This is a genomic window from Turicibacter bilis (assembly GCF_024499055.1).
Lineage (GTDB): Bacteria > Bacillota_I > Bacilli_A > MOL361 > Turicibacteraceae > Turicibacter > Turicibacter bilis.
Genome location: NZ_CP071249.1, coordinates 958,804 through 972,657, shown reverse-complemented (window position 1 = coordinate 972,657; position 13,854 = coordinate 958,804). Strand labels below are relative to the sequence as shown.

18 protein-coding genes are annotated in these 13,854 nt (G+C 34.0%); 16 read left to right on the top strand and 2 right to left on the bottom strand.

Annotated features, from left to right (window positions below; all coding sequences use genetic code 11):
• The first annotated feature begins 77 nt into the window (after nt 1–77).
• The 5 genes from J0J69_RS04515 to J0J69_RS04495 all read left to right on the top strand — a co-directional run bounded on the left by J0J69_RS04515 (nt 78) and on the right by J0J69_RS04495 (nt 2,700).
• On the top strand, nt 78–866 hold the full coding sequence (locus J0J69_RS04515; protein ID WP_212726198.1) for a class I SAM-dependent methyltransferase: 789 nt from the start codon (nt 78–80) through the stop codon (nt 864–866).
• 76 nt (nt 867–942) lie between these two features.
• Entirely contained in the window at nt 943–1,419 is a 477-nt protein-coding gene (locus J0J69_RS04510; protein WP_055242010.1) for a dihydrofolate reductase, read from the top strand.
• A gap of 1 nt (nt 1,420) precedes the next feature.
• Nucleotides 1,421–2,140, top strand: a complete 720-nt coding sequence (locus tag J0J69_RS04505) for a lysophospholipid acyltransferase family protein (RefSeq protein ID WP_055242013.1) — start codon at nt 1,421–1,423, stop codon at nt 2,138–2,140.
• A gap of 122 nt (nt 2,141–2,262) precedes the next feature.
• A complete protein-coding gene (locus tag J0J69_RS04500) occupies nt 2,263–2,487 on the top strand; it encodes a hypothetical protein (protein ID WP_055242015.1) in 225 nt (74 codons plus the stop codon).
• A gap of 15 nt (nt 2,488–2,502) precedes the next feature.
• Nucleotides 2,503–2,700 (top strand): hypothetical protein, encoded by a 198-nt coding sequence (locus J0J69_RS04495; RefSeq protein WP_055242016.1) that lies wholly within the window; start codon nt 2,503–2,505, stop codon nt 2,698–2,700.
• Nucleotides 2,701–2,917: 217 nt separating this feature from the next.
• Here the strand turns inward: J0J69_RS04495 and tnpA are convergent, their stop codons facing one another.
• Both tnpA and J0J69_RS04485 read right to left on the bottom strand, forming a co-directional pair.
• Nucleotides 2,918–3,373 carry an IS200/IS605 family transposase gene (gene tnpA, locus J0J69_RS04490; protein ID WP_055166236.1) on the bottom strand — a complete coding sequence of 152 codons (456 nt, stop codon included), beginning with the start codon at nt 3,371–3,373 and terminating at the stop codon, nt 2,918–2,920.
• A 205-nt stretch (nt 3,374–3,578) separates the two neighbouring features.
• On the bottom strand, nt 3,579–3,863 hold the full coding sequence (locus J0J69_RS04485) for a hypothetical protein (protein WP_055242018.1): 285 nt from the start codon (nt 3,861–3,863) through the stop codon (nt 3,579–3,581).
• A gap of 170 nt (nt 3,864–4,033) precedes the next feature.
• On the opposite strand from J0J69_RS04485, the gene J0J69_RS04480 reads away from it, so the two are divergent.
• The 11 genes from J0J69_RS04480 to scpB all read left to right on the top strand — a co-directional run bounded on the left by J0J69_RS04480 (nt 4,034) and on the right by scpB (nt 13,795).
• Nucleotides 4,034–5,335 carry a pyrimidine-nucleoside phosphorylase gene (locus J0J69_RS04480; RefSeq protein WP_055242020.1) on the top strand — a complete coding sequence of 434 codons (1,302 nt, stop codon included), beginning with the start codon at nt 4,034–4,036 and terminating at the stop codon, nt 5,333–5,335.
• Between the two features lie 281 nt (nt 5,336–5,616).
• Entirely contained in the window at nt 5,617–6,786 is a 1,170-nt protein-coding gene (locus J0J69_RS04475; RefSeq protein ID WP_212726059.1) for a D-alanyl-D-alanine carboxypeptidase family protein, read from the top strand.
• A gap of 173 nt (nt 6,787–6,959) precedes the next feature.
• Nucleotides 6,960–7,313: an anti-sigma F factor antagonist gene (gene spoIIAA / locus J0J69_RS04470; RefSeq protein WP_055242024.1), complete on the top strand. Its 354-nt coding sequence runs from the start codon at nt 6,960–6,962 to the stop codon at nt 7,311–7,313.
• Nucleotide 7,314: 1 nt separating this feature from the next.
• Entirely contained in the window at nt 7,315–7,755 is a 441-nt protein-coding gene (gene spoIIAB, locus J0J69_RS04465; protein ID WP_055242025.1) for an anti-sigma F factor, read from the top strand.
• Between the two features lie 46 nt (nt 7,756–7,801).
• A complete protein-coding gene (locus J0J69_RS04460; protein ID WP_055274773.1) occupies nt 7,802–8,512 on the top strand; it encodes a sigma-70 family RNA polymerase sigma factor in 711 nt (236 codons plus the stop codon).
• A 323-nt stretch (nt 8,513–8,835) separates the two neighbouring features.
• Nucleotides 8,836–9,342, top strand: a complete 507-nt coding sequence (gene spoVAC / locus J0J69_RS04455; RefSeq protein ID WP_212723456.1) for a stage V sporulation protein AC — start codon at nt 8,836–8,838, stop codon at nt 9,340–9,342.
• Between the two features lie 39 nt (nt 9,343–9,381).
• On the top strand, nt 9,382–10,386 hold the full coding sequence (spoVAD, locus tag J0J69_RS04450; RefSeq protein ID WP_212724575.1) for a stage V sporulation protein AD: 1,005 nt from the start codon (nt 9,382–9,384) through the stop codon (nt 10,384–10,386).
• 46 nt (nt 10,387–10,432) lie between these two features.
• Nucleotides 10,433–10,783 (top strand): stage V sporulation protein AE, encoded by a 351-nt coding sequence (spoVAE, locus tag J0J69_RS04445; protein ID WP_055274776.1) that lies wholly within the window; start codon nt 10,433–10,435, stop codon nt 10,781–10,783.
• 40 nt (nt 10,784–10,823) lie between these two features.
• A complete protein-coding gene (locus J0J69_RS04440) occupies nt 10,824–12,287 on the top strand; it encodes a spore germination protein (RefSeq protein ID WP_055274777.1) in 1,464 nt (487 codons plus the stop codon).
• Nucleotides 12,288–12,495: 208 nt separating this feature from the next.
• A complete protein-coding gene (locus J0J69_RS04435) occupies nt 12,496–13,230 on the top strand; it encodes a segregation/condensation protein A (RefSeq protein WP_055242037.1) in 735 nt (244 codons plus the stop codon).
• On the top strand, nt 13,223–13,795 hold the full coding sequence (scpB, locus tag J0J69_RS04430; protein WP_082411166.1) for an SMC-Scp complex subunit ScpB: 573 nt from the start codon (nt 13,223–13,225) through the stop codon (nt 13,793–13,795). Before J0J69_RS04435 ends, scpB begins: the two co-directional genes overlap by 8 nt.
• Nucleotides 13,796–13,854: the final 59 nt, after the last annotated feature.

Below are 13,854 nucleotides of genomic sequence, written 5' to 3'. Positions count from 1 at the left end.
TTATTTAAAACGGCTTGAACTTCAAAGCATTATCTGTCAAAATATTAAGATAGAGTTTAATGAAAAGCGGTGACATGATGATTATTACAACAGCATTTGATGAAACAGAAGAATTGATTATAAAGGCGAAAGAGTTGTCTGAATCTTTGCAAGTTCCATATATGGCACGAAATAAAAAAACCGTTAAATATCTACTTGAGCATGTCGATCCTCATATTTTTGTTGTGAATAACCAACGTGGACTAAGTTATTATGAACAGGGACAAGAGGAAGTCTTCTTTCATCCGAATATGGCGATGCATCGAATTAAGCAAATTAAGAATGGGCAATCGGATAGTTTAATGACGGCTTGTCAGCTTAAAGAAGGAATGACTTTTTTAGATTGCACGTTGGGATTAGCTTCTGATACATTAGTTGCAAATTATATTGTTGGACCTACTGGGAAAGTGATCTCACTTGAGAAAAGCTTCCCTCTATCTGTTTTAGTAAGGGAAGGATTACAGTATTATGCCACTAATGAAAAGCTGGAGTGGAAAGCAATAATTGATCAAGTATCCATTATTAATACTGATAATTTGGATTATTTAAAACAATGTCCAGATGAGTCAGTGGATGTTGTTTACTTTGATTTTATGTTTAATCAATCAGTAGAAAGTTCACATGGTATTAAAATAATTAAGCCAATTGTATCATATGATGTGATGACGGAAGAACATGTTCAAGAGGCATTAAGGGTAGCTAAAGAGCGTGTCGTTGTTAAATCGAGTTATGGGAATCATCAGCTAGGGAAGCTTGGTTTTCAAATAGATCGTCAAAATCAAAAACGTCATTTCTTCTATGGAGTTATTGAAAAATTTTACAAATAGGTTCATTAAGTGTGCATCGTTTATACTGTTCGGAACGTAGAAGTCAATAAGATTGAATGAGTGAGGAAAGAACATTATGATTTCATTGATTGTTGCCTTTGACCGTCATCAATTGATTGGGTCAAAAAATCGATTGCCTTGGCATTATAAAGAAGACCTTGCTTATTTTAAGCAAACAACGATGGGGCATGATATCCTGATGGGACGTCAAACGTTTGAATCCATTTTATCGTATCAAAATAAGCCGTTACCAAATCGACATCATTATGTTTTAACAACTACAACGAACTATGATTATGAAGAGGTAACGGTACTTGCGAATTGGAAAACGATAATACAGAATTATCCAAAAGAAAAAGAGTTATTTATCATTGGGGGACGTTCGGTTTATGAACAGATATTACCTTATGCTGATCGCTTATATATCACACATATTGATCAAGTATTTGAAGGAGATACCTATTTTCCAACGATTGATTGGAACGAATGGGTGTGTATGAAAGAGTACTTAAGTGGTGAATTACGATTTGCTGTTTATGAAAGGATGAGTTAAGTTGTTAAAATTTTTATGGATTGTATTAGGAATTTTATTAGTTATTATTGTGTTAGCTATTATTGTTGTTTTATGTGTGAACGCTCGTGTTCAACAATTAAAAGATGAAAAATATTCTGCACAGGAGCGTTTTTCATTTATTAGTTGGGTTGTTTCATGGGCGATTCCAGTACTATTTAATGTAAAAGTGAATGCTAAAGGATTAGAAAAGTTAGACCAAGTTAAGCATGGAGTTATTTATGCAAATCACCAAAGTAATATAGATATTGTCGCAATGTTAAAAGCGATTAAAAAACCACATGGCTATGTCGCGAAAAAAGAGTTAGATAATATTTTCTTATTAAGTGATTCAATGCGTTTAATTCAATGTCAATTCATGGATCGTACAGATGTTAGACAATCAGTTAGAGTCATTTCTGCAGCGGCGAAAAGTGTTAAGGAAGGACATTTAATGGTTATTTTCCCGGAAGGGACACGTATGGTTCAGGCTGAAGTTGGTAGTTTTAAAGCAGGAAGTTTTAAATTAGCTCAAAAAGCAAAGGCGGATATTGTGCCAGTAACCATTTATAATAGTTATGAAGTATCTAAACGTTGGCCACGTCGTACAGTAATTAATATGGAAATTCATGATCCAATTCCATACGAAGCATATGAATCATTGTCGACGAATGAAATTTGTGAACAAGTTGAAGTAATTATTAAAGAGCCAATGAAGGCATAAAAAAAAGACTGTTTTGATTTTCAAAACAGTCTTTTTTTTGTCAGAAAAATACATAAATAGGTATAAAAAAATGTTTTATTCAAAAAATATAAATATCTTTTATGATGGAGGATATAAAAATCGTGGAACCTCGACAAGAGAAGGAGTCATTGCAAGCAGTGGTTAAAATAGAAGAATGGCTTTTTCTTATCTTACTTGGAATGATTCCAGTCATCAATTTAATTGCCTTTCTTTACTTGAGCTTTAGTCGAAAGATTAATGTTAACAAGCGTAATTTTGCAAGAGCTGTCTTAATTTACTTAATCATTATCTTAATCTTAGTGATTTTGACAACTATTTTGTTATAAAAAGGAGTCATCGACATGAAAAAAAATCGTTCTGTTCAAAGTAATCAGGATTATCCGAGTGCTTTTTCTCACGCTTGGCAAAATGAGATAAATCGCTGCATGTTTGGAAATTTATTAACTCCATTTGAATATGGAAATGAATTTGGGTCAGAATTGATATTTAATGATTTATCTATGACATCAGATGAAGAAAAAAAGAATAGTAAAAAATAAAACTGTGAAGGAAATACCTTTACAGTTTTTGTTCCTTAAGACGAAGTAAAACGCTTACTGAAGTTGAAAATAAAAACCACCCGTCAAACGGGTGGTTTTCACTAGGGCTATAAGCCCTTGTTACCGGCTAGCGTCTCAAGGCGCTAGCTTTCACTTTGTTCAAGCTACTTGCCTTTGCCGCTTTTGCTTACTCCTAAAGGAGTTTTCGTATGGCTAGCTACCCTTTAAAAGGGTCTTCATATTCTTTTACACTTAATTTATCCATGGCTATATCATGGCTTTCTTGTTCCTGTATATATTTCTTAATCGTTGCTTCATTTAATCCAACTGTACTTACGTAATATCCTTCGGCCCAAAAGTGTCTATTTCCAAATTTATATTTTAAATTTGCATGTTTATCAAAAATCATCAATGCACTTTTCCCCTTCAAATATCCCATGAAACTTGAGACACTCATTTTTGGTGGGATACTTACTAACATATGGACATGATCTGGCATCAGATGTCCTTCTATTATTTCTACTCCTTTGTAGGCACATAATTGTTTTAATATATCTCTTATACTGGTTTTATATTGATTATAAATTATTTTTCGTCTATACTTAGGAGTAAACACAATGTGATACTTACACATCCACTTTGTGTGAGATAAACTATTTGCCTTATTGGCCATAAAAATCACCTTTCTCTTCTAAAATAGTAGCCTGAACAACTCTATTATAGGAAGAAAGGTGATTTTTTAGTGGTATAACCCTTATTTCCCACCCGCATAGCAGGTGGTTTTATGTTTCGCACGCTTCGCGAGCTCAACAGGCTAAAGCCTTTAATAAAAAGTGATAATCGCTCGATTATCACTTCTAAATGGAAGATATGTTCGTTTATCGATAAAGACTTACTACATTTGTGGCGTAAGATCTTGGCTTACGATGTTGATTGATGAATAAATCTTTAACAATGGTTGACTGATAGACGATTCTCACATGATTTCCAAGACATTTAATATTATGTTGGTTGAAGTAGTCAATAATTCGTGATTCAAGGGTCATATTTGAAATTTGAGAGAAGATATTTTTCATCGTATCTAAATCAATTTGTTGATCATAAAGAAAAAGATAGATGACTGTTTCTTTATTTTCGCATAAAATTTTGTGTTGTCGAAACATGTTTTCACCTCAGTTTGTTAAGGTTATATTTCTATTTTTCCACGAGCCAGTCTAAGTATTCAATAAAACAAATTTTTTAGCATATATTTTATTGAAGCAGTTTCAAGAGGAATAACTTTAGGGTATAATTTAAGGGGATTTTATTCTGTGTAAAGAAATAGGTGATAATAATGAGAATGGTAGATTTAATTTCTAAGAAGAGACATAATATTGAGTTAACAACCGCTGAAATTGAATGGATTATTAATGGATATACAAACAAAGAGATTCCGGATTATCAGATGTCAGCTTTATTAATGGCTATTGTTTTTAATGATATGACGAAAGCAGAACGTTTAGCATTAACTCAAGCAATGGTTAATAGTGGAGATGTTGTTGATTTATCAGCTATTGAAGGAGTTAAAGTTGATAAACATTCAACAGGAGGTGTTGGAGATAAAACGTCTTTAATCTTAGGTCCTCTTGTTGCATCAATGGGCGTACCTGTTGCGAAAATGAGTGGTCGTGGTTTAGGTCATACTGGTGGGACACTTGATAAACTTGAATCAATCTCAGGAATGAAAATTGAAATTGAGATGGATCAGTTTATTCAGCAAGTCAATGATATTAAGTTAGCGATTATTGGTCAAACAGGAAATTTAGCCCCAGCTGATAAATATTTATATGCTCTTCGTGATGTAACTGGAACTGTTGAGTCAATTCCTTTAATTGCTTCTTCAATTATGAGTAAGAAAATTGCAGCGGGTGCAGATGCGATTGTCTTAGATGTTAAGTTTGGAGCAGGGGCCTTCATGAAAACATTAGATGATGCAAAAGAATTAGCCACTGCAATGGTTGAAATTGGACGTGATGCAGGTCGTGAAACAGTTGCCTTTTTAACAGATATGAATCAACCATTAGGATTTGCCATTGGAAATGCCCTTGAAGTTAAAGAGGCGATTGAGACCTTAAGTGGAAATGGTCCTAAAGACTTAGAAGAGCTTGTTTTACAATTAGCCAGTCACATGGTTGTGTTAGCCAAAAAAGCTGCTAATACTGAGCAAGCTTATGCGCAACTAAAAGAAAAATTACAAAATGGTGAAGCTTTACAAAAGTTTAAAGAGTTTGTTGCGGCACAAGGTGGAGATACTTCTCAAATTGAAAATCCTGAATTATTACCAACGGCGTCTTCTGTTATCCCAGTCACTGCAACAGAAGCTGGATATGTTGAGAAGATTGACGCATTGTCAATTGGAATTGCTGCTATGAAATTAGGAGCAGGTCGTGCGACAAAAGAAGATACCATTGATATGGGTGTTGGTGTAGTATTAAATAAAAAAGTTGGGGAAGCCATCAATCAAGGTGATGTCTTAGCTTATGTTCATACAAATCAAGCAGATTCCCAAGAAGCTATTGAATACATTAAAAAAGCTTATGAGATTTCTTCATCTTCAGTTTGTTCACCTACTTTAATTTATGATATTATTGCCTAGGTTAATCTAATTTTAGTTTGACAAAATAGGTGTGTTTATTTTTGTTTTTTTCATCTCGTTTTAAAGGAGTCGAAAGCTTATCGACTCCTTTTTCTATTTAATTCAGTTATTCAACGGACTTAAACAAATTGAGTGAGTGTTCCTCGTTTTTCTATTTTATCCGCTAATCTCTTCATAAGTTACAAAATAAAAATTAGCGGCCTTCCTAGAGACACTGCATATTTTAATTCCTCTTTTCATACATGTGTAGTAACGCTGCAGGTAGAAAAAGAGGTGCAAAAATGAAAATAAGAAAAGTGTTAATTAGTCTAGTTACATGTTTTATCGTTAGTTGTTTTATTCATGTGACCATCGTTCAAGCTGATGACTTAGTGACGGATGGAAAAGCAGCCATTCTAATCGAAGCGGAAACCGGAGAAATTTTGTACGAAAAAAATTCACATGAAAAACTTGCTCCAGCTAGTATGACGAAAATGATGTCAATGTACATAATTCTTGAAGCAATTAATAATGGATCAATGCAATGGGATGAAGTGATTCGCGTAAGTGAACATGCAGCGAGTTTAGGTGGATCACAAATCTATTTAAAACCAGGTGAAGAAATGCAAGTGCGGGATTTGTTTAAAAGTATTGCTATTGCTTCAGCTAATGATGCAGTGACTGCGCTAGCGGAACGTGTAGCGGGTACGGAAGAAGCCTTTGTAGAAAAAATGAATGCAAAGGCCAAAGAGTTAGGAATGAATGATACAGTCTTTAAAAATCCAACAGGATTAACAGAAGAAGGCCATTTGACAACTCCTTATGATATGTCGATTATTGGACGTCATTTAGTACAAGATTATCCTGAAATTATAGAATTCTCTGGACTTTATGAAGATTATATTCGTCAAGATACAGAATCACCATTTTGGCTTGTTAATACGAATAAGCTTCTAAAATATGTAGATGGTGTAGATGGCCTAAAAACAGGATACACGCAAGAAGCAGGTTACTGTTTGACGGCGACAGCGAACCGTGGAGAGATGCGCGTTATTGCTGTTGTAATGGGGGCAAGTAAATCCGATATTCGTAATCAAGAGGTGACTCGCCTAATTGAGTATGCTTATGGACAATATGAACTTGTACAAAAACTTGAAGGCCAAAAAGTTGTTTCAAATGGTTATAATATGCTGGCTAAAAATCGTAGTTTTGAAATTGTTACATCTGAACCAGTAACAGTGCTTAAAAAGAAAACAGATGCTGAACAAGAATCAAAATATGATTTAAGTTTAAATGAAGAAATTAAATTACCGATTCAACCGGGTGACCAAGTTGGAATATTAACTTACTACTACAACGGAAAAGCATATAAGGAAATTCCACTAACCGTTAAAGAACCAGTAGAGAAAAATAGTTTTATTGGACTTTTAGGATATATAGTGTCACAAATCTTATTCGGGGAAAATGCATAACATGTTTTATGCATTTTCCTCTTTTTTTTTAATTTTAAGACAAATAGAGTCGTGATTTTAATCTTTCTTTATTTACGTATAAAAAAATAAAAACACTATAATTGTCGAAAATGACATATAAACTCAAACTTTCATTTAAAATGAAATCAATCTGACACGGGAAGGGGATTATTATGAGTATAACTGTCTCACTTTATGTTGAAAATCAAGTGTTATATGTGAATTTAAATGGAGAGTTAGATCATCATACATCTGATCAATTACGTAGCCGACTTAATACTGTGATGAGTGAATCACAGATTAAACATATCGTTTTTAACCTTAAACATTTGGACTTTATGGATAGTTCAGGAATTGGGATTATTTTAGGACGATATAATCAATTAAAAGCTGTCAATGGATCGGTCATGGTTATTGGTATGAAACCATTAGTCGCGAAAGTGTTTGAATTATCAGGACTTTCACAAATTATTAAAGTAATTAATGATGACTCGCATCTCGAGTCTGTAATTAGGGGGATTGCATAATATGAATAATGAAATGCATTTACAATTTCCTGCAAAAAGTATTAATGAAAGTTTTGCAAGACTTGTCATTATTGGCTTTATTGCACCGCTTGATCCAAATGCACAAGAATTAAATGAAATTAAAACGATTGTCTCAGAAGGCGTTACGAATGCCATTATTCATGGCTATGAAGATAATGAAAATGGAATCATCGATATGAAAGCAAGTCTTGAGGGACGACGCTTGCGTGTGACAATCCAAGATTTTGGAAAAGGGATTGAAAATATCGAATTAGCTAAACAGCCTCTTTATACAACGAAACAAGAAGAGGAACGTAGTGGACTTGGATTTATGATCATGGAGTCATTTAGTGATCAATTTGAAGTTAAATCAGTTCTAGGAATAGGAACAACCATTTCATTTGAAAAAGAATTTTTACCAGTAGATTCATCAACGAAGTAACATGACAAACATGATACTTAAATGACAAGGCATGAGGGATGGTTAGATGAATAAAAAAGAAATTCAAGAGCTGATTAAAAAGGCTCAAAGTGGTGATGAAGAAGCAAAGTTAATATTAGTTAAGAATCATATGGATTTAGTTTGGTCGGTTGTTCATAAATTTGGTCATTTAGAAGTTGAGAAAGATGATTTATTTCAAATTGGATGTATGGGCTTATTAAAGGCAATTATTCAGTTCGATGCTTCTTATGATACGACATTATCTACTTATGCTATTCCTCTAATTATTGGAGAAATTAAAGCCTTTATTCGTGAACAGAGTCCGATTAAGATTAGCCGTAGCATTAAAAGTAATATCCATAAAATTCAAGAAGTTAAAGATCAATTAAATAAGTCATTAGAACGAGAGCCTACGATTAAAGAACTCGCAGAAGCAACAGAATTAACAGAAGAGCAAATCATTTTGGCATTAAATGCTCCAATGAATGTGGCTTCTTTAGATAATTATGAAAAAGAAGATATGCCACTGATTGAGCGAATTCCAAATCATCAAGAAGGGATGCAACTTGAGCAAAAGATTGTGTTAAAGCAATTAGTCTCAAGTTTAGATCCAATCGAGAAAATGCTCATTTATTTACGCTTTGACTTAGGATATACGCAATCTGAAGTAGCAAAACGCTTAGAAATTAATCAAGTAGCTGTTTCTCGTTTGGAGAAGAAGATTCTAAAAGAATTAAAAGAAAAAATGACGATTTAAAAAGAGCGTGTCTCAAAATGACTGAAGTTTTATAGTCATAGAGCGATACGCTCTTTTTTTGTTTTTATTCGTATATACCTGTCATCAATGTTAATTTTAAGTCTATCTATTATTATCACGCATGACAAATAGAAGGTGTTTATGTTTCAAAAAATGAGTTTGTATGATTATTTTTTGATTGTCATCGAATGATAACAATCTTTTTTATTAGTTATTTATATGAAATGTTAGTTTATAAGGAAATTTGAGTGACTAGCTAATAATTTCTAGAAAAAAAGTCATATTAAAGTGTAGAGTTCATTTTTGAGGAGTGGTGACAAGACGTGAAAACGAAAAAATATGAAGAAGTCATAAAAAATCATGAAGTAAAACCCAATTATGTAAAAAACGCTGCTGTTTCATTTTTCTTTGGTGGCCTAATCTGCTTGGGTGGTCAATTACTGATCGAAATGTATATTCATTGGTTTGGGTTTGTTCGTGAGACCGCTAGTACACTTACGTTAGTAACTGTTATTTTGATTACAGCTATTTTAACCGGTTTAGGTGTTTATGATGAGTTTGGCCAAATTGCAAAAGCGGGAGCTTTCGTTCCAATCAGTGGATTTGCGAACTCATTAACTTCAGCGGCGTTAGAAAGTAGAAGTGAAGGAGTGGTCCTTGGAATTGCAACGAACCTCTTTAAGCTAGCAGGGGCTGTTATTGTGTTTGCTGTTGTTTCTGCTTATGTGTTTGGAATTATTCGCTATTGTTTAGTAGAGTTTAATATTTTCCCTCAACTTAAAGAGTTTGAGGAGATGATGAGGGTAGTGGGGCTTCTAATTATCCGATGATGATTAATCAATGAATTTCATAAGAAAAGGATGGTAGCGATGAAAGTTGGAAGTCAATCATGGAAATTTAATAATAACGTCTATTTACTAGAGACGGCAACGGCAGTTGGTCCATTAGAGTCACAGGGACCATTAAAAGATGATTTTGATATTTTATACGATGAACCTTACTGTGGTCAAAAATCATGGGAACAAGCGGAATCACAATTAATGAGAAGTGCTATTCAAAAAGTCATTAATAAAGCAAAAATTAAAGAAAGTGATATATCTGTTTCATTTGCTGGAGATCTTGTGAATCAAATTGTTCCAACACACTATGTCTTTAGAGAAACGAATATTCCGTTTTTTGGGATTTATGGAGCGTGTTCAACATCAATGGAGTCTTTATTATTAAGTTCCATTTTTGTTGATAGTGATAATGCTAAAATTGCATTAGCAGCAACAAGTAGCCATAATTCATCAGCAGAGCGTCAGTATCGTAATCCAACAGAATACGGTGGCCCTAAACCGGATACAGCTCAGTATACCGTAACTGGTTCAGGTGTTGCGTTAGTAAGTCATAAAAAAACTAAAATTCGTATTGAATCTGGAACTGTTGGAATTATCGTTGATGCTGCGCAAAATGACGCAAATGATATGGGATCAGCGATGGCGCCAGCCGCGGCTCAAACGATTAAACAACATTTCCAAGACTTAGGGCTTGATCCTTCATATTATGATCTTATTTTGACAGGTGATTTAGCAACGTGTGGAAGCCCAATTTTAATTGATATATTAAAAGGTGAAGGATACGATATTAGTCAACAACATAATGATTGCGGAAAGTTGATTTTCTCTGATGACCAACCGGTATTTGCTGGTGGTAGTGGTTGTGGCTGCTGTGCGGTTGTAACTTATGGACATATTAAAAAATTATTAGAAGAGAAAAAGCTAAAACACGTATTAGTCGTTGCAACAGGTGCTTTATTAAATCCAATAATTCTACAGCAAAAAGAAACAATTCCATGTATTGCACATGCTGTTGCTTTATGTGCTGCAGATTAAGTAAAAGATTAAAGATAATTTTAATAAGAAAGAAGCGATTATAGAGATGATATTTATAAAAGCCTTTATTGTCGGTGGTATTATTTGTGCAATCGGACAATTGATATTAGATTATTTTAAGTTAACGCCAGCACATATTACGTGTGGATTTGTTGTTGTAGGAGCCGCGCTTGATGTATTTGGATTATATGATAAATTAATTAAATTTGCTGGAGCTGGAGCTCAGCTTCCAATCATGAGTTTTGGACATTCAGTCATTCACGGTGCCATGGAAAAATCAGAACAGTTAGGTTTTATTGGAATCGGGATGGGAATGTTCGATTTAACAGCCGCCGGAATTACAGCCGCCATTTTATTTGCATTTATAGTTGCCTTGATTTTTAAACCAAAAGGCTGAGAGATAAAGGGCAGATTTATTAAGGGAAAGGTGGGATATTATGGCCTATGACCCATATGTACCAGTCGAAAAGAATATCGATGAAACGCAAAAGATATTAGAAGATAAGCTAGGTATTGGAAAAAGTTTTGATGTTGGTCAGCGTGAGATTGTCGTAATGGAACGTCGAATTCAGCTGTATTATGTAACAGGGCTAGTTGATTCAGAACTAGTTGTAGATTTAATGACGCAGTTATTGTTATTAAATAGTTTACCACATCCGAACGATGATATTTTTCAAACGATTCATAATCGACTTGTTCATCAGCAAGTCACGGTTACGGATAAAGTCAATGATATTTGTACCTCTGTTTTAAGTGGATTAGTTGCGATTATAGTTGATAAAGAAACTCAAGCCTTTGTTGTGGATGTTCGTAGCTATCCAGGCCGTGGTCCAGCAGAACCAGATACAGAAAAAACGGTTCGTGGATCTAGAGATGGTTACACAGAAAATATAGTTGTCAATACGGCTCTGACGCGTCGTCGGATTCGAACAGGGAAACTTCGAAATGTTATTTTGAAGGTTGGCGACCAATCAAAAACAGATGTGGTATTAATGTATATTGAAGGTATTGCAGATCAAGGTATGGTTGATGAGGTAAAGCATCGTATTGAGCAAGTTAAAGTCGATGGATTGACCATGACTGATAAAGAATTAGAAGAATTTATCACAGGACAGGTCTATAATCCGTATCCGCTCGTACGATATACAGAACGTCCAGATGTTGTAGCTGCGCATTTATATCAAGGAATGATTGCGATTATTGTTGATACGTCACCAAGTGTCATGATTGGACCCGTGACTTTGTTCGATCACTTAACAAGTGTGGAGGAGTATCGTCAAACGCCTGCTGTGGGAACCTTCTTACGCCTTATTCGTTATGCTGGGATTATTGTATCAGTCTTCCTAATGCCAACATGGCTATTATTCGTGCTTCATCCAGAATATTTACCTGATTTTCTGAATTTTATAGGACCACAAGAAGAAGGGAATATCCCAATTGTTCTTCAAGTTATATCAGGTGAAATTGGAATGGAGTTTTTACGTCTAGCCTCTATACATACGCCAACGGCTATTTCCTCAGCTCTTGGGATCGTATCTGCGATTTTAATTGGTCAAGTGGCTGTTGATGTAGGATTATTTGGACCAGAAATTTTATTCTATGTAGCTATTGGAGCTTTAGGTGCTTTTGTTACACCAAGTTATGAACTTGGACTGGCTAATAAAATGTTTAAGTTATTTATTATTGTCGGAACAGCATTATTAGGATTGTGGGGCTATATTGGAACAATTGTTATTGGCTTCATTTTCTTAGCAACAATGAAAAGTTTCGGTAAGCCATATTTATACCCACTGATTCCATTTAACTTTAAAGCTTTATTAAAAAGTGTCATTCGTTATCCAATTCCTTATCGATATAATACGCATAAAAGGCAAGAACAACAAAAATCACAACCTGAATAAAAGAGGAAAGTTCCTAATCACTCATGATTGTATGATAGTGAAGGAACTTTTTTTCAATTCTTTAGCTTATTGAGATAAATAGAGAAGTTAGGGATATCATGAACTAAACATCAATAAAAGGAAGTATGTTTTTTTCTTAGACTTATTGTACAAATGTTAAAAATTCGCTACAATTAAGAAATGTTATTAAGTAGGAAGTAGGTGGGTTATGAGTTATGAAGTACGAATTGATGCGTTTGAAGGGCCACTTGATTTACTTTTACACTTATTAAAAGAAGCCAAAGTAAATATTTATGATATTAAAATTGCCGAGATTACGCAGCAGTACTTAGATTATATTCATGCCATGGAAGATTTGAAGCTTGAGATTGCGTCAGAATATTTAGTAATGGCCGCAACTTTAATTGAGATAAAGAGTAAGAGCTTATTACCGAAACAGGTCGTTGAAATAGAAGATGAATATGAAGAGGATTCAAGAGAAGCTTTGATTCAACGATTAGTTGAATATCAACAGTATAAAGAAGTGACGAAAGAGTTACGAGAGTTAGAAGAAGAACGTGGACAGTTCTTTACGAAACCACCGATTGATTTTTCTGATTATATTGATCAAGAAGCTAAGCTTCCACAAAACCTTCAAGTAGAACAATTAATTTCAGCTTTTGAGAAATTACTACGTCGTCATAAATTAGCCAAACCATTGAAGACAAGAATTGTACCACAAAATATTTCCGTAGAAGAACGAATGCGATCATTAGGTCAACAGTTAAAATATAAGAAACGCGTTGCATTTATAAGTTTGTTTGATCGTTTTGATAAAGAATATATCGTTGTAACCTTTTTAGCACTACTTGAACTGGTAAAAGGAAATCAAATCAGTATTTCTCAACAAAATTATTATGAGGATATTTATATTTCTAGTTTAGAAGGTGATGAAATTGTTTAAACAAGAACGTTTAGGTATTTTAGAAGGGTTATTATTTGCTGTTGGTGATGAAGGGATTAGTACACAGCAATTAGAATACGTTTTAGAAGTAAATGAAGTTGAAATTAAATCATTATTGATTGAATTAAGAGAACGATATGCAAGTATTAGTAGTGGAATTGATATTATTGAAGTTGCAGGTGTCTATAAAATGACAACTAAAAAAGATCATGCAATTTATTTAAAACGTTTAATTCAAAACCCAAATCAACGTGGATTATCGAATGCGGCACTTGAGGTTCTAGCGATTATTGCCTATCGTCAACCAATTACCCGTCATGAAATTGAAAATATTCGTGGGGCAAGTAGTGATAATGTTCTAAGAAAGCTTTTAACGTTCTCTCTTATTGAAGAAGCGGGACGTTTAGAAGGTCCAGGGCGTCCTATTTTATTTAGAACAACGGATGACTTCTTAGATTACTTTGGAATTAAGACATTAGAGGAATTACCAGAGTTACCATTCGTTACACCAGACTTTAACTTAGATGAGGAATCAGATTTGTTTAGTTTCTCTGAGGAGGAATAAATACTCATTATCATTTTGTACATACTAAAAAGGTATCCTATTTTAAGTAGAGGAGGTTT

Coding starts and splice junctions, on each gene's coding strand:
- J0J69_RS04515 (WP_212726198.1), top strand. CDS start 78: ATGATTATTACAACAGCATTTGATGAAACAGAAGAATTGATTATAAAG.
- spoVAD (WP_212724575.1), top strand. CDS start 9,382: ATGAAAGTTGGAAGTCAATCATGGAAATTTAATAATAACGTCTATTTA.
- J0J69_RS04495 (WP_055242016.1), top strand. CDS start 2,503: ATGAAAAAAAATCGTTCTGTTCAAAGTAATCAGGATTATCCGAGTGCT.
- spoIIAB (WP_055242025.1), top strand. CDS start 7,315: ATGAATAATGAAATGCATTTACAATTTCCTGCAAAAAGTATTAATGAA.
- tnpA (WP_055166236.1), bottom strand. CDS start 3,373: ATGGCCAATAAGGCAAATAGTTTATCTCACACAAAGTGGATGTGTAAG.
- J0J69_RS04475 (WP_212726059.1), top strand. CDS start 5,617: ATGAAAATAAGAAAAGTGTTAATTAGTCTAGTTACATGTTTTATCGTT.
- J0J69_RS04510 (WP_055242010.1), top strand. CDS start 943: ATGATTTCATTGATTGTTGCCTTTGACCGTCATCAATTGATTGGGTCA.
- J0J69_RS04485 (WP_055242018.1), bottom strand. CDS start 3,863: ATGTTTCGACAACACAAAATTTTATGCGAAAATAAAGAAACAGTCATC.
- J0J69_RS04435 (WP_055242037.1), top strand. CDS start 12,496: ATGAGTTATGAAGTACGAATTGATGCGTTTGAAGGGCCACTTGATTTA.
- J0J69_RS04460 (WP_055274773.1), top strand. CDS start 7,802: ATGAATAAAAAAGAAATTCAAGAGCTGATTAAAAAGGCTCAAAGTGGT.
- J0J69_RS04440 (WP_055274777.1), top strand. CDS start 10,824: ATGGCCTATGACCCATATGTACCAGTCGAAAAGAATATCGATGAAACG.
- spoVAE (WP_055274776.1), top strand. CDS start 10,433: ATGATATTTATAAAAGCCTTTATTGTCGGTGGTATTATTTGTGCAATC.
- J0J69_RS04480 (WP_055242020.1), top strand. CDS start 4,034: ATGAGAATGGTAGATTTAATTTCTAAGAAGAGACATAATATTGAGTTA.
- spoIIAA (WP_055242024.1), top strand. CDS start 6,960: ATGAGTATAACTGTCTCACTTTATGTTGAAAATCAAGTGTTATATGTG.